Consider the following 14,105-nt stretch of genomic DNA (forward strand, 5'->3'; position numbering starts at 1 on the left):
CGCCATGTCGACCCACAGGTAGGCGCCGACCTCGTCCGCGATCCGCCGGAAGGCGGCGAAGTCCAGCTGCCTGGGGTAGGCCGACCAGCCCGCGATGATCACCTTGGGGCGGTGCTCCTTGGCCAGCTGCTCCAGCTCGGCCATGTCGACCAGACCGGAGTCGTCCACGTGGTAGGCGACCACGTTGAACTGCCTGCCGGAGAAGTTCAGCCGCATCCCGTGGGTCAGGTGGCCGCCGTGCGCCAGGTCCAGGCCCAGGATGGTGTCGCCCGGCTGGGCCAGCGCGAACAGCGCGGCCTGGTTGGCGGAGGCACCCGAGTGGGGCTGCACGTTGGCGTACTCGGCGCCGAACAGCTCCTTGAGCCGGTCGATGGCGATCTGCTCGGCGACGTCCACGTGCTCACAGCCGCCGTAGTAGCGCCGGCCCGGGTAGCCCTCGGCGTACTTGTTGGTCAGCACCGAGCCCTGCGCCTCCATGACGGCCAGCGGCGCGAAGTTCTCCGAGGCGATCATCTCGAGGGTGGACTGCTGACGGTGCAGCTCGGCGTCGACCGCGGCGGCGATGTCCGGGTCGAGCTCGTGCAGGGGCGTGTTCAGTACAGACATGCGTCTACGGCTCCTCAGCCGGCGTTCTGGGCGGTGTACTCGTCGGCGGAGAGCAGGTCGGCCGGCTCCTCCGTGACGCGGACCTTGAAGAGCCAACCGCCCTCGAAGGGGGCCGAGTTGACCAGGGACGGGTCGTTCACCACGTCCTCGTTGATCTCGGTGACCTCACCGGTGACGGGGGAGTACAGGTCGCTGACCGACTTGGTCGACTCCAGCTCGCCGCAGGTCTCGCCCGCGGTCACGGCGGAGCCCACCTCGGGAAGCTGGGCGTAGACGACATCGCCGAGCGCGTTGGCCGCGAACTCCGTGATGCCGACCGTCGAGACGCCGTCCTCGGCGCCCGACAGCCACTCGTGCTCCTTGCTGTAACGCAGCTGCTGGGGGTTGCTCATGGCCTGAATTCTCCTGTACGCGGTGGAGTGCTGATGAATTGGGGACTGCTGAAAACGCGTGTGAGCAGCGAAAATGTGCGCGGGGTCACGTCCGGGGACGGAGCCTGCTCGCCCAGTGTCGTCAGTGTCTACTTCTGGCGCTTGTAGAACGGCAGCGCCACGACCTCGTACGGCTCGTGACTGCCCCGGATGTCCACGCCGACACCCTCGGTGCCCGGCGCCGCATGCGCGGCGTCGACGTACGCCATCGCGATCGGCTTGCCCAGGGTGGGGGAGGGGGCGCCGGAGGTGACCTCGCCGATCACCTCGCCGCCCGCGACGACCGCGTACCCGGCGCGCGGGACCCGGCGGCCCTCGGCGACCAGTCCGACGAGGACGCGCGGCGGGGTCTCCGCAGCCCTGTCGGCCGCCTCCCGGAGCGCCTCGCGGCCCACGAAGTCGCCCTCCTTCTCGAACTTCACCACCCGGCCGAGCCCGGCGTCGAACGGCGTCAGCGAGGTGGACAGTTCATGCCCGTACAGCGGCATGCCCGCCTCCAGGCGCAGGGTGTCCCGGCAGGACAGCCCGCAGGGCACCAGCCCGACGGGCGCTCCCGCATCGGTCAGCGCCTGCCACAGCTTCTCCGCGTCACCGGGGGCGACGAACAGCTCGAAGCCGTCCTCGCCGGTGTAGCCGGTGCGCGCGATGAGGGCGGGGACGCCGGCGACGGTGCCGGGCAGGCCGGCGTAGTACTTCAGGCCGTCGAGGTCGGCGTCGGTGAGCGACCCCAGGATGCCGGGGGACTCGGGGCCCTGCACGGCGATCAGCGCGTAGTTGTCCCGGTCGTCGCGCACCTCGGCGTCGAAGCCGGCCGAACGCTCCACCAGCGCGTCCAGCACCACCTGGGCGTTGGAGGCGTTGGCGACGACCAGGTATTCGGTCTCCGCGAGTCGGTAGACGATCAGGTCGTCCAGGATGCCGCCGTCGGCCCGGCAGATCATGGTGTAGCGGGCGCGGCCGACGCCGACGGAGGCGATGTTGCCGACCAGGGCGAAGTTCAGGAGCTGCGCGGCCTGCGGGCCGGTCACGGTGATCTCACCCATGTGGGAGAGATCGAAGAGCCCGGCCCTCGTCCGCACGGCGAGGTGCTCGTCGCGCTCGGAGCCGTAGCGCAGGGGCATGTCCCAGCCGGCGAAGTCGGTCATCGTCGCACCGAGCGAGCGATGCAGGGCATCGAGCGCGGTGTGACGGGGTGCGGTGCTGCTCATCGGACGGTCGTCTCCCAGGGCGAATGCATGACGGGCGAGGTCGTTCCTCCCCATCTGTCATCGGAACCTGAGAGGTTCGCCATGACCACAAGTGTGGCTCCTGGCTTGCACCTTGGGTGGGACCACTGACACAGCGGCCCGCTTTTCAGATGTGCCTCGCCCGCGCGGTAACGGGGCCTGAGAGATTCAAGGGAGGGACTTGCTCCTTCGGCGCCCCAGCGACACAGACGTACTGCCGGGGACTCTCCCGCGCGGATTCAAACGGCCGGTATGCAGTTGGCGCGCACATCATTGCACGCCTCGTCCGCGTCCGGCAGGGCCGCATCCGCCACCTCCTCTTCGGCATCTCCTGTTTGTAACCGGGCTGTGGCCGGAACCGAACGGAACCGCGAGACACCGTGCATTACCTTCCCTTTACAAACAGTGGGGAGAAGCTTTCCTGACCCCGCAGGAAGGACGATCACGGTGAACAGGACCACGGTGTACGCCACGACCTCGGCCGTCGCGCTGCCCAAGCAGCCCGCGGCCCCGGCCAGGGACGCATGCGGCGACTGCCCGGCACCCGTGGTCCGCGACCTGCGCGACCGCTCGGGGCACAGCCCGCACGCCCTGCTCTTCGGACCCCGTGACCTCGTGGTGATCACCGGCCTGCCCGGCAGCGGCAAGTCCACGCTGATGGAGCGTGCCGTCCGCGGCCTCCGTATCGACTCCCAGGACGCCCGCGACCGCTGGGACGCCCGCGCGCCCCGCTTCCTGCCGTACGCGGTCTACCGGCCCCTGGTCCGCCTCGCCCACTACGCCGGACTGCGCCGCGCCCTGCGCAGCGGAGAGGGCGTCGTCGTGCACGACTGCGGTACGCAGGCCTGGGTGCGTGGCTGGCTGGCCCGCGAGGCCCGCCGCCGCGGCGGCACCCTGCACCTGCTGCTGCTCGACGTCACACCCGGCACGGCCCTGGAAGGCCAGCGCGAGCGCGGCCGCGGCGTCTCGCGCTACGCCTTCCTGCGCCACCGCACGGCAGCGGCCCGCCTGATCCGCGCGGTCGGGCAGGGCGACCTGCCCGAGGGGGTCGGCTCGGCGGTGCTGCTGGACCGGGACGCGGCGGACGTCCTGCGTAGGATCGGGTTCACGGGTTGACGCATTGTCCGTGCCACCCGCTAGCGTCTCAGATCAGCTAAGCGATCCCACGCAAGGCGTGATGCCTGGTATGGGATGTGCCCATCGTGGCGGGGTGGCGTGGGCGTGCAGGTGGAATCCTGCGCCCAGTGCCGCTCCTCGTGGCCGGTGTTGGCCGGATGGGGGTCCCCCTGGACGAAGTCTGGGGGAGGGTGTGCTGATCGTCGTCACGCCCTGGTGCCGGTGGGCTGCACGGGGCAGCCGCCTCCGGCCCGGTGATGCGTGTCCCTCCGGACGCTTGCCCGCCGGACCGAGGGGTTTGGTGGGGGAGGGTGCCCTGCGTCGCCTGGGCGCGGGGCGTGTGGTCCTGTGCCGAGTGGGTCCGGTCTTGGACCGGTCCTTCCGGCTGTTTTTGGTCGCGGTCGGGGTGACCACGGCTTTGGCTTCGAATGTGTCCACGACGCTGCGGATGACCATGGTGCCGCTCGCGCGATCGGTGACGGTCTTCGTCTGGTGGGTTAGGCCGCGGGTGGCGATTCGCTGCCAGGCGCCGGTGTCGCGGTCGCCCTGCCAGCCGCACTGGGGATTCGGGCACAAAGCCCATTTCCAGCCGGGCGTGGTGGGCCGGTCGGGGGCCTTGCGATGGCGCAGCGGGACGAGGCATTGGGGGCAGTGCCGGGAGGTGTTGCGGGCAGGGACGGTGACGACGGCGATACCGACTTCGGCAGCCAGGTGTCTCATACGGTCCACGATTTGACCGCGCACCTGCTGGGACAGGCGGGTGTTGAGGGTGCGGCCCATGCCGCGTGCCTCCATTGACCGGAGGTCTTCGACATAGATCACGCTCGCACCGGCAGCGATGGCCTGATCCACGGCCCAGCGGGCGGATGAACAGGCGAGCGCGTCGTTCAGGTTGGAGCGACGATTGGAGACGTGCCGGATTTCCTCGGCCAGGACGGCGTGTTTGCCGGTCAGGGGATGCCCGTCGGTTCCGTTGATGAGGCGCTCGTAGTGGTCGGTTTTGGCGTGCAGGTGTTCCGACGTGCGGCGCAGCCGGTGTTGCTTGGCCAGCACTCCGGCGGCACGGAACATTCCGCCCACGCCAACAGTGGTGATCTTCCCATCGGCGTGCATCCGGATGGCGCCCGCGCTGAGCAGGGTGTTCAGGCCCCAGTCCACGCCGAGAGCGATCGTGTGCCCGGTGCGTCGGGCCTTCGGTACGGCGTGCGTATAGGCAAGGTCGGCCCGCACCCGGCCTTGGCGGACATGCAGGGTTGGCAGGTGCAACACCGCACTGGGCGGGATCGTTGGCGGCAGCTTGATGGGGCAGGCCACCCACGTCCAGTCCCGGTAGGAGTGGGGGTCGGGACGGGTGGGTAACTGCACTCGCAGCAGTGCGCGGCCCGGATCGTCACAGCGTTTGATCGACGCCTGCTGCCCGTCGCACGCCGACAGCAGCAGCGACCGCCCGCCGTCGGGGGCGGCCTCCAGTTCGAACACGTCGATGGGCAACCGGCCGTGCCGCCGCTCGAAGGCGGTGACCTGCCGCGTGCGGGACATGATCACGCTGGAGGGCAGGTGTCGGCCGTCGGGGACGGCCTCGCGGACGGCGTCCCACTCATCCGGGGTACGCCGTCCTGCCTCGGTGGGCCAGGTTTCGATGACTCCAGCGGTGAGGTCGGCCCGCCACTTCACGGACCGCAGGGTGCGCCCGGCGTGCTCTTGGGCCATGCGCACGATCCGGTCATTGACGCGGACACCCTCGGCCGAGGCTACGGTCCAGCCCAGGCGCCGAAGCGCCATCCATGCGTTCGACGGCAGCGCCCGGCCGCCGGCATCTACACCGGAGGCGAGTACGTCTACGTCGGCGGCATTCCAGTGTGCCGCCAGTAGATCGGTGGCCATGCCAGAGACCAGAGCGGCCGCCCAGTCCACCCGTGAGGCCAGCGCAGCGGCCGACAGGGCCTCGCCCGTCTCCTCCACCACACCCGTCCGCAGTAGGCCACGGCCGCAGGCGATACGGGCGGTCTCGCCCTCGCCGAGCGGCAGCTTTCGGCTCACCGGTACCCCCACCCGCTCCTGATGCTGTCATCTGATCAACGACGCACCCCGGGAAAGGTCACGTATTCGATCTGCGTACTCTCGTACGGCACCGACGGTCGGGTACCGGGCACACGGCATGACACCGGCGGGGACGACGCATCAGTACGGATCCCAAAGGAATGACGTTAGCCTTTCCAGCCAAAGCAGTGGTTCTCAGCAGGCGGTCGGACACAGATGGACTTCCCAGCGGATCTTCCCGCGGACTTTCCCATGCAGGCGCACCCCCATCCGCACGGCGGATGGCCCGGCAACGAGCTGGAGGAGGTGCTGTCGGCCTCCCTCGGCATCCCCTCGGCCGGCGGCCGGATCCTCGAGGTGCTCGGCCGCAGCTTCGTCTGGGTGCCGCTGCCGAACGGCGGCGACCTGAACAGCGGCCCCCTCGACCTGCCCACGCTGGAGATCGAGGGCCAGGCGTACGTTCCGGTCTTCAGCTCCGAGGAGCAGTTCCGCCAGGTCGTCGGCTCCCACATGTCGTACACGATCGCCCCGGCCGTCGAGTTCGCCCGCGGACTGCCCCCGCAGGTCGGCCTCGCCGTGAACCCGGACGGAGTGGTCGGCATCCCGCTCCCGCCGCCCGCCGTCGCCGAACTCTGCCGGGTCGGCCGCACCCCGCTGGACGGCCCCGCCTCCGGCGGCCGCGTCAAGCTCTACGAACCGGACTGGCAGGACGACCCGATCGACTTCCTCGCCGCGGCCTCCGCCGAGTTCGCGGAAACAGGAGTGGTCGTCACCGCCCGCCGCTGCCTCGCCGCCGTCGAGACGGCGGACCCGGTGATGTTCGTGGGCGTCGAACTCTCCCAGCGGGAAGGGGACATCAGGGCACTCCCCCTGGAGGCCCTGGGCCGGGCCATCACCAGGATCCCCACCCAGTGGCCGGTCAACCTGGTCCTCCTGGACGTGACGGACGACCCGGTGGCGAACTGGATGCGCGAACAGGTACGCCCTTTCTATATGAGGGATCACTTGTAGGCGTCGCTGAGGGGCAACGGACCTGGGGGCGCGGGGCTGTATCGACTTGCGGCTGCCGCGTGGCGCGCAAGCCACAGCGCACCCCACACGCACAGCAGGTCCCGAGCTCTCAGGCGCTTAAGCTGTCCAACAATGCGGGGCGACTTCGAAGGGGCGGTACGACAGGTGAGCGCGAGCCTCAGCGGCAGCGTCGAGCACATGCTGCGCCAGGTGACGCCAGGGCGCTACGACGCCTACGAGGCACTCCTCCGCGCACTCGCGACCCCGGCCTCCGGCCAGGTCTGGATGCTCCTGTGGCACGGTCAGGCCGGCTCCCCGGACGCCCAGTACGGAAACATGGAGGTCGGCGGCTACGGCTACGCCCCGTGCGTCACCTCCGCCCAGGAACTCTCGGCCAGCGGCTGGAACAGGTCGTACGAGGTGGTCGACGGCCTGGACGTCGCCCGGACCCTGTACCCCGACCACTTCGGCCTCTGGCTCAACCCGCACGCGCCGGGCGGTGGCTTGGGCATCCCCTGGCTGGACCTCCGCCGTATCGCCACCGGCCTGGAGCGCCAGGCCGCCGGCCCGCTGCGGATGTCGGAACCGGCGATCGAGATCCCGCAGTTCTACGCCCTGCTCGCGCAGAACGCCCACCGCACCCCGGCCGTCCGCTCGCTTCGCCGCGCCTGGGTGCAGCCGGCGCTGGGGGCGCCGTACCTCGCCATCGGCCTGGACGTGTACGACACCAGCCCGCCCGCGGTGGACTCGGTGCGGGCGATGATGCAGCAGTCCATCGGCGCCGTCCCGGACGGACTGCCGGTGTCGACGGTGGCGATGTCGGACGAGTACGACCCCGTCGCCCTGTGGATGCGCGCGAGCGCCCGCCCCTTCTACGACCGCGAGGCGCACGCGGCGGCTCCGGCCCAGGCCCCGGCGGCCGGGTACGGCTACCCACCGGTGCACGGCGGATACTGAGACGGAGGCCTGGTTCATACCAGGTCGACAGTCGATCTTCGCGCGTAGATGGCGCCGGAAGGTCAGCGTCTGTCAATTAATGTCCGAAATGCTCCTCGTCCGGCGGCCGTTACCCGCTGTCCGGATAACGGAACCCTCCAGCCCGCATCACGTTTACGCATCCTTTCGCCGTCAAGTCTGGCAACAGATCGCCAAAGCGTTGAAGACTCCCGCTCCAGGGGGGTTCGCCCCCGTGTACGACGGACTGATCACGCCGCCACCGCGGCAAAGTGCGGGCCGGCTACCGCCGGTTGAATCGAAGAGGGGTCCCTGCCAGATGACGGCACCATTGCACGAGCCGACTGCGGAAGCGGCCCCGAGCGCGGCCGAGGAAGCAGCGGTCGCCAGCGCCGGCGTGAAGGCCGTACAGGGGCGCTCCCTGGGCCGGATCGCCTGGGAGCGCCTGAAGAGGGACAAGCTCGCCCTCGCTGGCGGCGTGGTCGTGCTCGTCCTCATCGCGCTGGCCCTGCTCGCACCGGTGATCACAAACCTCCTCGGGCAGGACCCGGACGTCTACCACGAGAACCTGATCGACCCGCTGTTCGGCACCCCCAAGGGGGCGTTGGGCGGCATCAGCGGCGACCACCTGCTGGGCGTCGAGCCGGTCAACGGCCGCGACATCTTCGCCCGCGTCCTCTACGGGGCCCGCGTCTCGCTCCTGGTCGGCTTCCTGTCCGCCATGGTCGCCGTGGTCCTCGGCACCGTGCTGGGCATCGTGGCCGGCTTCTTCGGCGGCGTGGTCGACTCGGTGATCAGCCGTGTGATGGACGGTCTGCTGGCCTTCCCGCAGCTGCTGTTCACCATCGCCCTGGTCTCCGTCATGCCGAACGACATGCTGGGGCTGACCGGCTCCAACGTGCGCGTGTTCGTGATGATCCTGGTCATCGGCTTCTTCGGCTGGCCCTACATCGGACGCGTGGTGCGCGGACAGACGCTCTCGATGCGCGAGCGCGAGTACGTCGAGGCCGCCCGATCGCTGGGCGCCGGGCGGTACTACATCCTGTTCAAGGAGCTGCTGCCCAACCTCGTCGCCCCGATCATCGTGTACACGACGATGATGATCCCCACGAACATCCTCACCGAGGCGGCACTCAGCTTCCTGGGCGTGGGTGTCAAGCCCCCCACGTCCTCCTGGGGCCAGATGCTCTCGAGCGCGATCGACTACTACGACTCGGACCCCATGTACATGGTGGTCCCCGGTGTGGCGATCTTCATCACCGTTCTGGCCTTCAATCTCTTCGGCGACGGCGTGCGGGACGCGCTGGACCCGAAGGCCTCCCGCTGAACCGCCGTACCCCAAGCGTCCCGTGGCACCAACACGGGGTCTCTCATCAAAACCGGAGGATCCGAGATCGTGACTACCCAACGCACCTCAGGGCGGCGTAAGCAGGCATTGGCCGCTGCTGCCGCGGTCGCAGGCATGCTGGCCTTGGCAGCGTGCGGCGGCGGTGGCAACAGCAGTGGATCGAAGGACGGTGCCGCCGGTTTCGACGCCGGCAACAACAAGGTCGCCCAGGCCTCGCTGGTGAAGAAGGGCGGCACGCTGAAGTTCGGTGGCGCCCAGGACGCCGACTCGTGGGACACCACGCGTGGCTACTACGGCTTCATGTGGGACTTCGCGCGCTACTACAGCCGCCAGCTGATCACGGCCAAGACGGAGCCGGGCAAGGCCGGCGCCGAGCTGACCCCGGACCTGGCCACCGGTCTCGCCAAGGTCACGGACAACGGCAAGACCTACACGTACCACCTGCGTGACGGCATCACGTGGGAGGACGGCAAGCCGATCACCTCCAAGGACATCAAGTACGGCATCGAGCGTGTGTGGGCGCAGGACGTGCTGTCCGGCGGTCCGACGTACCTGAAGGACTTCCTGGACCCGAAGGGCGAGTACAAGGGCCCCTACAAGGACACGTCCGCGGACAAGCTGGGTCTCAAGGCGATCGCCACGCCGGACGACAAGACGATCGTCTTCCATCTGCCCAAGGCCAACTCGGACTTCGAGCAGGTGCTGTCCCTGCCTTCGGCCTCCCCGGTGCGCCAGGACATGGACACCAAGTCCAAGTACGGCCTGCACCCCTTCTCCTCGGGCCCGTACAAGTTCCAGTCGTACAGCCCGGGCAAGAGCCTGACGATGGTGCGCAACACCAACTGGAAGCAGTCCTCCGACCCGGTTCGCAAGGCGTACCCGGACAAGATCACGCTCCAGCTGTTCTCGGACGCCAACCAGCTGGACCAGCGTCTGCTCAACGGTGACATCGACCTGGACATCAACCAGACCGGCATGTCGCCGCAGGGCCGTACCACCGCCCTGAAGGAGCACAAGGCGAACCTGGACAACCCGCTGTCCGCCTACATCCGTTACGCGGTCTTCCCGCAGAGCGTGAAGCCGTTCGACAACATCGAGTGCCGCAAGGCCGTCATACTCGGTGCCGACCACGTGTCGCTGCAGACCGCCCGTGGTGGCCCGATCGCCGGTGGCGACATCGGCACCAACATGCTCCCGCAGACCGTCCCGGGCGCCGAGGGCCAGAAGTACGACCCGTACGGCATCGCCGGCGCCAACAAGAACGGCAACGTCGCCGAGGCGAAGAAGGCTCTGAAGGCCTGCGGCCAGCCGAACGGCTTCTCCACCACCATCGCCGTCCGCAACAACAAGCCGGTCGAGGTGGCCACCGCGCAGTCCCTGCAGGCCTCGCTGAAGAAGATCGGCATCAACGCGCAGATCGACCAGTACGACGGCTCGCAGAGCCCCGGCATCATCGGCAGCCCCTCGAACGTGAAGAAGAAGGGCTACGGCATCATCGTCATGGGCTGGGGGCCGGACTTCTCGACGGTCCAGGGCTTCGGTCTGCCGCTGTGGAACAGCAAGTACATCGCGGCGAGCGGTAACAACAACTACGCCCTGATCAACGACAAGACGATCGACGGGCTGTTCGACCAGTACACGACGACGCTGGACGCCGCGGGCAAGGCCAAGATCGCCACGCAGATCAACCACAAGGTCATGGAGGGCGCGTACTACCTGCCCTTCACCTTCGAGAAGTTCATCAACTGGCGCTCCAACAACCTGGCGAACGTCTACACGTCGGACACGTACAACGGCACGTACGACTTCGTCAACCTCGGTCTGAAGAACCCGAAGTAAATCCGGCACACCCGCCGTACAGGCACGAAAGGCAGGTGAAGGCCGGCGCGGCGTGGTCGCGGGCCATCGGACGACCTCCGGTGGCCCGCGGTCCCGCGGCGGGCCGTAAGCTGTGCTCGCTTACCTCATCAGGCGGCTCTTCGCCGCCGTAGTGATGCTCGTGGTCATCGTCATGGTGGTCTTCGGCATCTTCTTCCTCGTCCCGAAGTGGGCGGGCGTCGACATCGCCGCGAGCTTCGTGGGCAAGCAGGCCGACCCTGCCTCCGTCGAGGCGGTGCGGGAGAAGCTGGGCCTGAACACCCCGATCTACTCGCAGGTCTGGGAGTTCTTCAAGGGCATCTTCGTCGGCCGCACCTACTCGGGCGGCGGCGACGTCACCCACTGCGCCGCGCCGTGCTTCGGCTACTCCTTCCGCAGCGAGCAGGCCGTATGGCCGGTCCTGACCGACCGCTTCCCGGTGACCCTGGGTCTCGCGCTCGGTGCGGCCGTGCTGTGGCTGGTCTTCGGTGTCGCGGCCGGTGTGCTCTCCGCGCTCAAGCGGGGCAGCCTCTGGGACCGCGGCGCGATGGTCGTCGCCCTGGCGGGTGTCTCCCTGCCCATCTACTTCACCGGTCTGCTCAGCCTGGCGATCTTCGCCTTCGGCCTGAAATGGATCGACGCCCAGTACGTGCCTCTCAGCCAGAGCTTCGGAGGCTATCTGGGCGGCATGATCCTGCCCTGGATCACCCTCGCGTTCCTGTACGCCGCGATGTATGCCCGGATCACCCGCGCCACCATGCTGGAGATCCTCGGCGAGGACTACATCCGCACGGCCCGCGCGAAGGGCCTCAAGGAGCAGGTCGTCATCGGCAAGCACGCCATGCGCTCCACGATGACGCCCATCCTGACCATGCTCGGCATGGACCTCGGTGCCCTCATCGGCGGTGCCATCCTGACCGAGTCCACGTTCAACCTGCCCGGCCTCGGCCGCGCCGTGCTCGACGCCATCCGGAACCAGGACCTGCCCATCATCCTGGGCGTCACCCTGATCACTTCCCTCGCGGTACTCCTCGCCAACCTCGTGGTGGACGTCCTGTACGCCGTGATCGACCCCCGAGTGAGGCTCGCATGACCGAACTGAGCAAGACCGGAGCAGCCGTGGGCGAACCCACCTCGGCCTCGCCGGCCCCGAACTCCTTCCTGGAAGTGCGCGACCTGAAGGTGCACTTCCCGACCGACGACGGCCTGGTCAAGTCCGTCGACGGGCTCTCCTTCAAGCTGGAGAAGGGCAAGACCCTCGGCATCGTGGGGGAGTCGGGTTCCGGCAAGTCGGTGACCTCGCTCGGCATCATGGGCCTGCACACGGCCGGCCAGTACGGCAAGCGCAAGGCGCGGATCTCCGGCGAGATCTGGCTGGACGGCACCGAGCTGCTGACCGCCGACCCGGACGAGGTGCGCAAGCTGCGCGGCCGTCAGATGGCGATGATCTTCCAGGATCCACTGTCGGCGCTGCACCCGTACTACACGATCGGTCAGCAGATCGTGGAGGCGTACCGCATCCACCACGACGTCGACAAGAAGACGGCCAAGCGGCGCGCGGTCGAGATGCTCGACCGGGTGGGCATCCCGCAGCCGGACAAGCGAGTCGACAGCTACCCGCACGAGTTCTCCGGCGGTATGCGCCAGCGCGCGATGATCGCGATGTCGCTGGTCAACAACCCCGAACTGCTCATCGCTGACGAACCGACGACCGCTCTGGACGTGACCGTCCAGGCGCAGATCCTCGACCTGATCCGGGATCTGCAGAAGGAGTTCGGCTCCGCGGTCATCATCATCACCCACGACCTGGGTGTCGTCGCCGAGCTGGCCGACGACATCCTGGTGATGTACGGCGGCCGCTGCGTCGAGCGCGGTCCGGCGGAGAAGGTGTTCTACGAGCCCCGCCACCCCTACACCTGGGGCCTGCTGGGCTCGATGCCGCGTCTGGACCGCGAGCAGCAGGAGCGCCTGATCCCGGTCAAGGGCTCCCCGCCCTCGCTGATCAACATCCCGTCCGGCTGCGCCTTCAACCCGCGCTGCCCGTACGCCGACATCCCGAAGGACGACGTCACCCGCACGGTCCGCCCCGAGCTGACCGAGGTCGGCGGCCGGCACTGGGCCGCCTGCCACATGACGCAGGAGCAGCGGGAACGCATCTGGACCGAAGAGATTGCGCCGAAGCTGTGAGCGAGAACCCTAAGGACACAGCCGTGACCCTTCCCGCGCAGAGTGACGGTGCCACCCTCACCAAGGACGCCGCCCCCGGCGAGACCCTGCTGAAGGTGACCGGGCTCCAGAAGCACTTCCCGATCAAAAAGGGCCTGCTCCAGCGGCAGGTCGGGGCCGTGCACGCGGTCGACGGCATCGACTTCGAGGTAAGGGCCGGCGAAACCCTCGGCGTCGTGGGCGAGTCCGGCTGCGGCAAGTCGACGATGGGCCGGCTGATCACCCGGCTGCTCGAACCGACCGGCGGCAAGGTCGAGTTCGAGGGCAAGGACATCACGCACCTCGGGGTGAGCGGGATGCGTCCGCTGCGCCGCGACGTGCAGATGATCTTCCAGGACCCGTACTCCTCGCTGAACCCGCGACACACCATCGGCACGATCGTCGGCGCCCCCTTCAAGTTGCAGGGCGTCGAGCCCGAGGGCGGCATCAAGAAGGAAGTGCAGCGGCTGCTGTCGGTGGTCGGTCTCAACCCCGAGCACTACAACCGCTATCCGCACGAGTTCTCCGGCGGTCAGCGCCAGCGCATCGGCATCGCCCGCGCGCTGGCCCTGAACCCGAAGCTGGTCGTGGCGGACGAGCCGGTCTCCGCGCTGGACGTGTCGATCCAGGCGCAGGTCGTCAACCTGCTCGACGACCTCCAGCAGGAGCTGGGTCTGACGTATGTGATCATCGCGCACGACCTCTCCGTCGTCCGGCACGTCTCGGACCGGATCGCGGTGATGTACCTCGGCAAGATCGTGGAGCTGGCCGACCGCGAGTCGCTGTACCGGGCGCCGATGCACCCGTACACCAAGGCACTGATGTCGGCGGTGCCGATCCCGGACCCGCGGCGCAAGAACGCCAAGAGCGAGCGCATCCTGCTCAAGGGCGACGTGCCCTCGCCGATCTCCCCGCCGAGCGGCTGCCGCTTCCACACCCGGTGCTGGAAGGCGACGCAGATCTGCACGACGACCGAGCCGAAGCTCGTCGCGCTCAAGCCCGGCCAGCAGGTCGCCTGCCACCACCCGGAGAACTTCGAGGACCAGGCCCCGCAGGACACCGTCCTGCTGACCATGGCCAAGGAGGCGGCCGAACTGGTCGCGGACGAGGTGCTCGCGGAATCGGCGGAGACGTCGGCGGCGGTGGCGGCGGAGGTCGCGGAAACGACCGAAGCCGCTGAAGCCACCGAGACCGCTGGAGCCGAAGCCACCGAAACCGCTGAGGCCGATGTGACCCCGGCGGCCGAGAGCCAGGAGTCAACCGACAAGTAGCGCATGACAAGTTGGCAAAGTCATGCACATGACCGAGCGG

At 68.6% G+C, this 14,105-nt stretch carries 12 protein-coding genes and 2 riboswitches; of the genes, 8 read left to right on the forward strand and 4 right to left on the reverse strand.

Annotated elements, in window-relative coordinates:
* The 3 genes from LJ657_RS23630 to gcvT form a co-directional block, all read right to left on the reverse strand.
* A partial coding sequence (locus LJ657_RS23630) for an aminotransferase class I/II-fold pyridoxal phosphate-dependent enzyme (RefSeq protein WP_232650749.1) occupies nt 1–606 on the reverse strand: 606 nt, incomplete at its 3' end.
* Nucleotides 607–620: 14 nt separating this feature from the next.
* The gene (gene gcvH / locus LJ657_RS23635) at nt 621–998 is read right to left on the reverse strand and encodes a glycine cleavage system protein GcvH (RefSeq protein ID WP_232650750.1); all 378 of its coding nucleotides are present in this window, start codon (nt 996–998) and stop codon (nt 621–623) included.
* 128 nt (nt 999–1,126) lie between these two features.
* On the reverse strand, nt 1,127–2,245 hold the full coding sequence (gene gcvT / locus LJ657_RS23640; protein WP_232650751.1) for a glycine cleavage system aminomethyltransferase GcvT: 1,119 nt from the start codon (nt 2,243–2,245) through the stop codon (nt 1,127–1,129).
* A 44-nt stretch (nt 2,246–2,289) separates the two neighbouring features.
* Nucleotides 2,290–2,400, reverse strand: a riboswitch (glycine riboswitch).
* A riboswitch (glycine riboswitch) is annotated at nt 2,401–2,505 on the reverse strand. It abuts the riboswitch before it with no gap.
* Nucleotides 2,506–2,710: 205 nt separating this feature from the next.
* On the opposite strand from gcvT, the gene LJ657_RS23645 reads away from it, so the two are divergent.
* Complete coding sequence (locus LJ657_RS23645; RefSeq protein WP_232650752.1) at nt 2,711–3,379, forward strand: AAA family ATPase; 669 nt, start codon at nt 2,711–2,713, stop codon at nt 3,377–3,379.
* 33 nt (nt 3,380–3,412) lie between these two features.
* Here LJ657_RS23645 and LJ657_RS23650 read toward each other — a convergent pair whose 3' ends face one another.
* The gene (locus tag LJ657_RS23650; protein WP_232650753.1) at nt 3,413–5,419 is read right to left on the reverse strand and encodes a zinc ribbon domain-containing protein; all 2,007 of its coding nucleotides are present in this window, start codon (nt 5,417–5,419) and stop codon (nt 3,413–3,415) included.
* A gap of 216 nt (nt 5,420–5,635) precedes the next feature.
* On the opposite strand from LJ657_RS23650, the gene LJ657_RS23655 reads away from it, so the two are divergent.
* From LJ657_RS23655 to LJ657_RS23685, 7 genes are all read left to right on the forward strand, one after another.
* Nucleotides 5,636–6,430: an enhanced serine sensitivity protein SseB gene (locus LJ657_RS23655; RefSeq protein ID WP_232650754.1), complete on the forward strand. Its 795-nt coding sequence runs from the start codon at nt 5,636–5,638 to the stop codon at nt 6,428–6,430.
* A gap of 132 nt (nt 6,431–6,562) precedes the next feature.
* Nucleotides 6,563–7,387, forward strand: a complete 825-nt coding sequence (locus tag LJ657_RS23660) for an enhanced serine sensitivity protein SseB C-terminal domain-containing protein (RefSeq protein ID WP_232650755.1) — start codon at nt 6,563–6,565, stop codon at nt 7,385–7,387.
* 316 nt (nt 7,388–7,703) lie between these two features.
* Nucleotides 7,704–8,711: an ABC transporter permease gene (locus LJ657_RS23665; RefSeq protein ID WP_232650756.1), complete on the forward strand. Its 1,008-nt coding sequence runs from the start codon at nt 7,704–7,706 to the stop codon at nt 8,709–8,711.
* Between the two features lie 69 nt (nt 8,712–8,780).
* On the forward strand, nt 8,781–10,571 hold the full coding sequence (locus LJ657_RS23670; RefSeq protein WP_232650757.1) for an ABC transporter substrate-binding protein: 1,791 nt from the start codon (nt 8,781–8,783) through the stop codon (nt 10,569–10,571).
* 112 nt (nt 10,572–10,683) lie between these two features.
* Nucleotides 10,684–11,682, forward strand: a complete 999-nt coding sequence (locus tag LJ657_RS23675; RefSeq protein WP_232650758.1) for an ABC transporter permease — start codon at nt 10,684–10,686, stop codon at nt 11,680–11,682.
* Complete coding sequence (locus LJ657_RS23680) at nt 11,679–12,776, forward strand: ABC transporter ATP-binding protein (RefSeq protein WP_232650759.1); 1,098 nt, start codon at nt 11,679–11,681, stop codon at nt 12,774–12,776. The genes LJ657_RS23675 and LJ657_RS23680 overlap by 4 nt, the downstream gene beginning before the upstream one ends.
* On the forward strand, nt 12,773–14,065 hold the full coding sequence (locus LJ657_RS23685) for an ABC transporter ATP-binding protein (protein WP_232650760.1): 1,293 nt from the start codon (nt 12,773–12,775) through the stop codon (nt 14,063–14,065). Before LJ657_RS23680 ends, LJ657_RS23685 begins: the two co-directional genes overlap by 4 nt.
* Nucleotides 14,066–14,105: the final 40 nt, after the last annotated feature.

The organism is Streptomyces guryensis (assembly GCF_021261325.1).
GTDB classification, from domain to species: domain Bacteria; phylum Actinomycetota; class Actinomycetes; order Streptomycetales; family Streptomycetaceae; genus Streptomyces; species Streptomyces guryensis.

Excerpts from the sequence above, each read along its gene's own strand:
- LJ657_RS23655 (WP_232650754.1), top strand. The coding sequence starts at position 5,636 with ATGGACTTCCCAGCGGATCTTCCCGCGGACTTTCCCATGCAGGCGCAC.
- LJ657_RS23665 (WP_232650756.1), top strand. The coding sequence starts at position 7,704 with ATGACGGCACCATTGCACGAGCCGACTGCGGAAGCGGCCCCGAGCGCG.
- LJ657_RS23660 (WP_232650755.1), top strand. The coding sequence starts at position 6,563 with ATGCGGGGCGACTTCGAAGGGGCGGTACGACAGGTGAGCGCGAGCCTC.
- gcvH (WP_232650750.1), bottom strand. The coding sequence starts at position 998 with ATGAGCAACCCCCAGCAGCTGCGTTACAGCAAGGAGCACGAGTGGCTG.
- LJ657_RS23680 (WP_232650759.1), top strand. The coding sequence starts at position 11,679 with ATGACCGAACTGAGCAAGACCGGAGCAGCCGTGGGCGAACCCACCTCG.
- gcvT (WP_232650751.1), bottom strand. The coding sequence starts at position 2,245 with ATGAGCAGCACCGCACCCCGTCACACCGCGCTCGATGCCCTGCATCGC.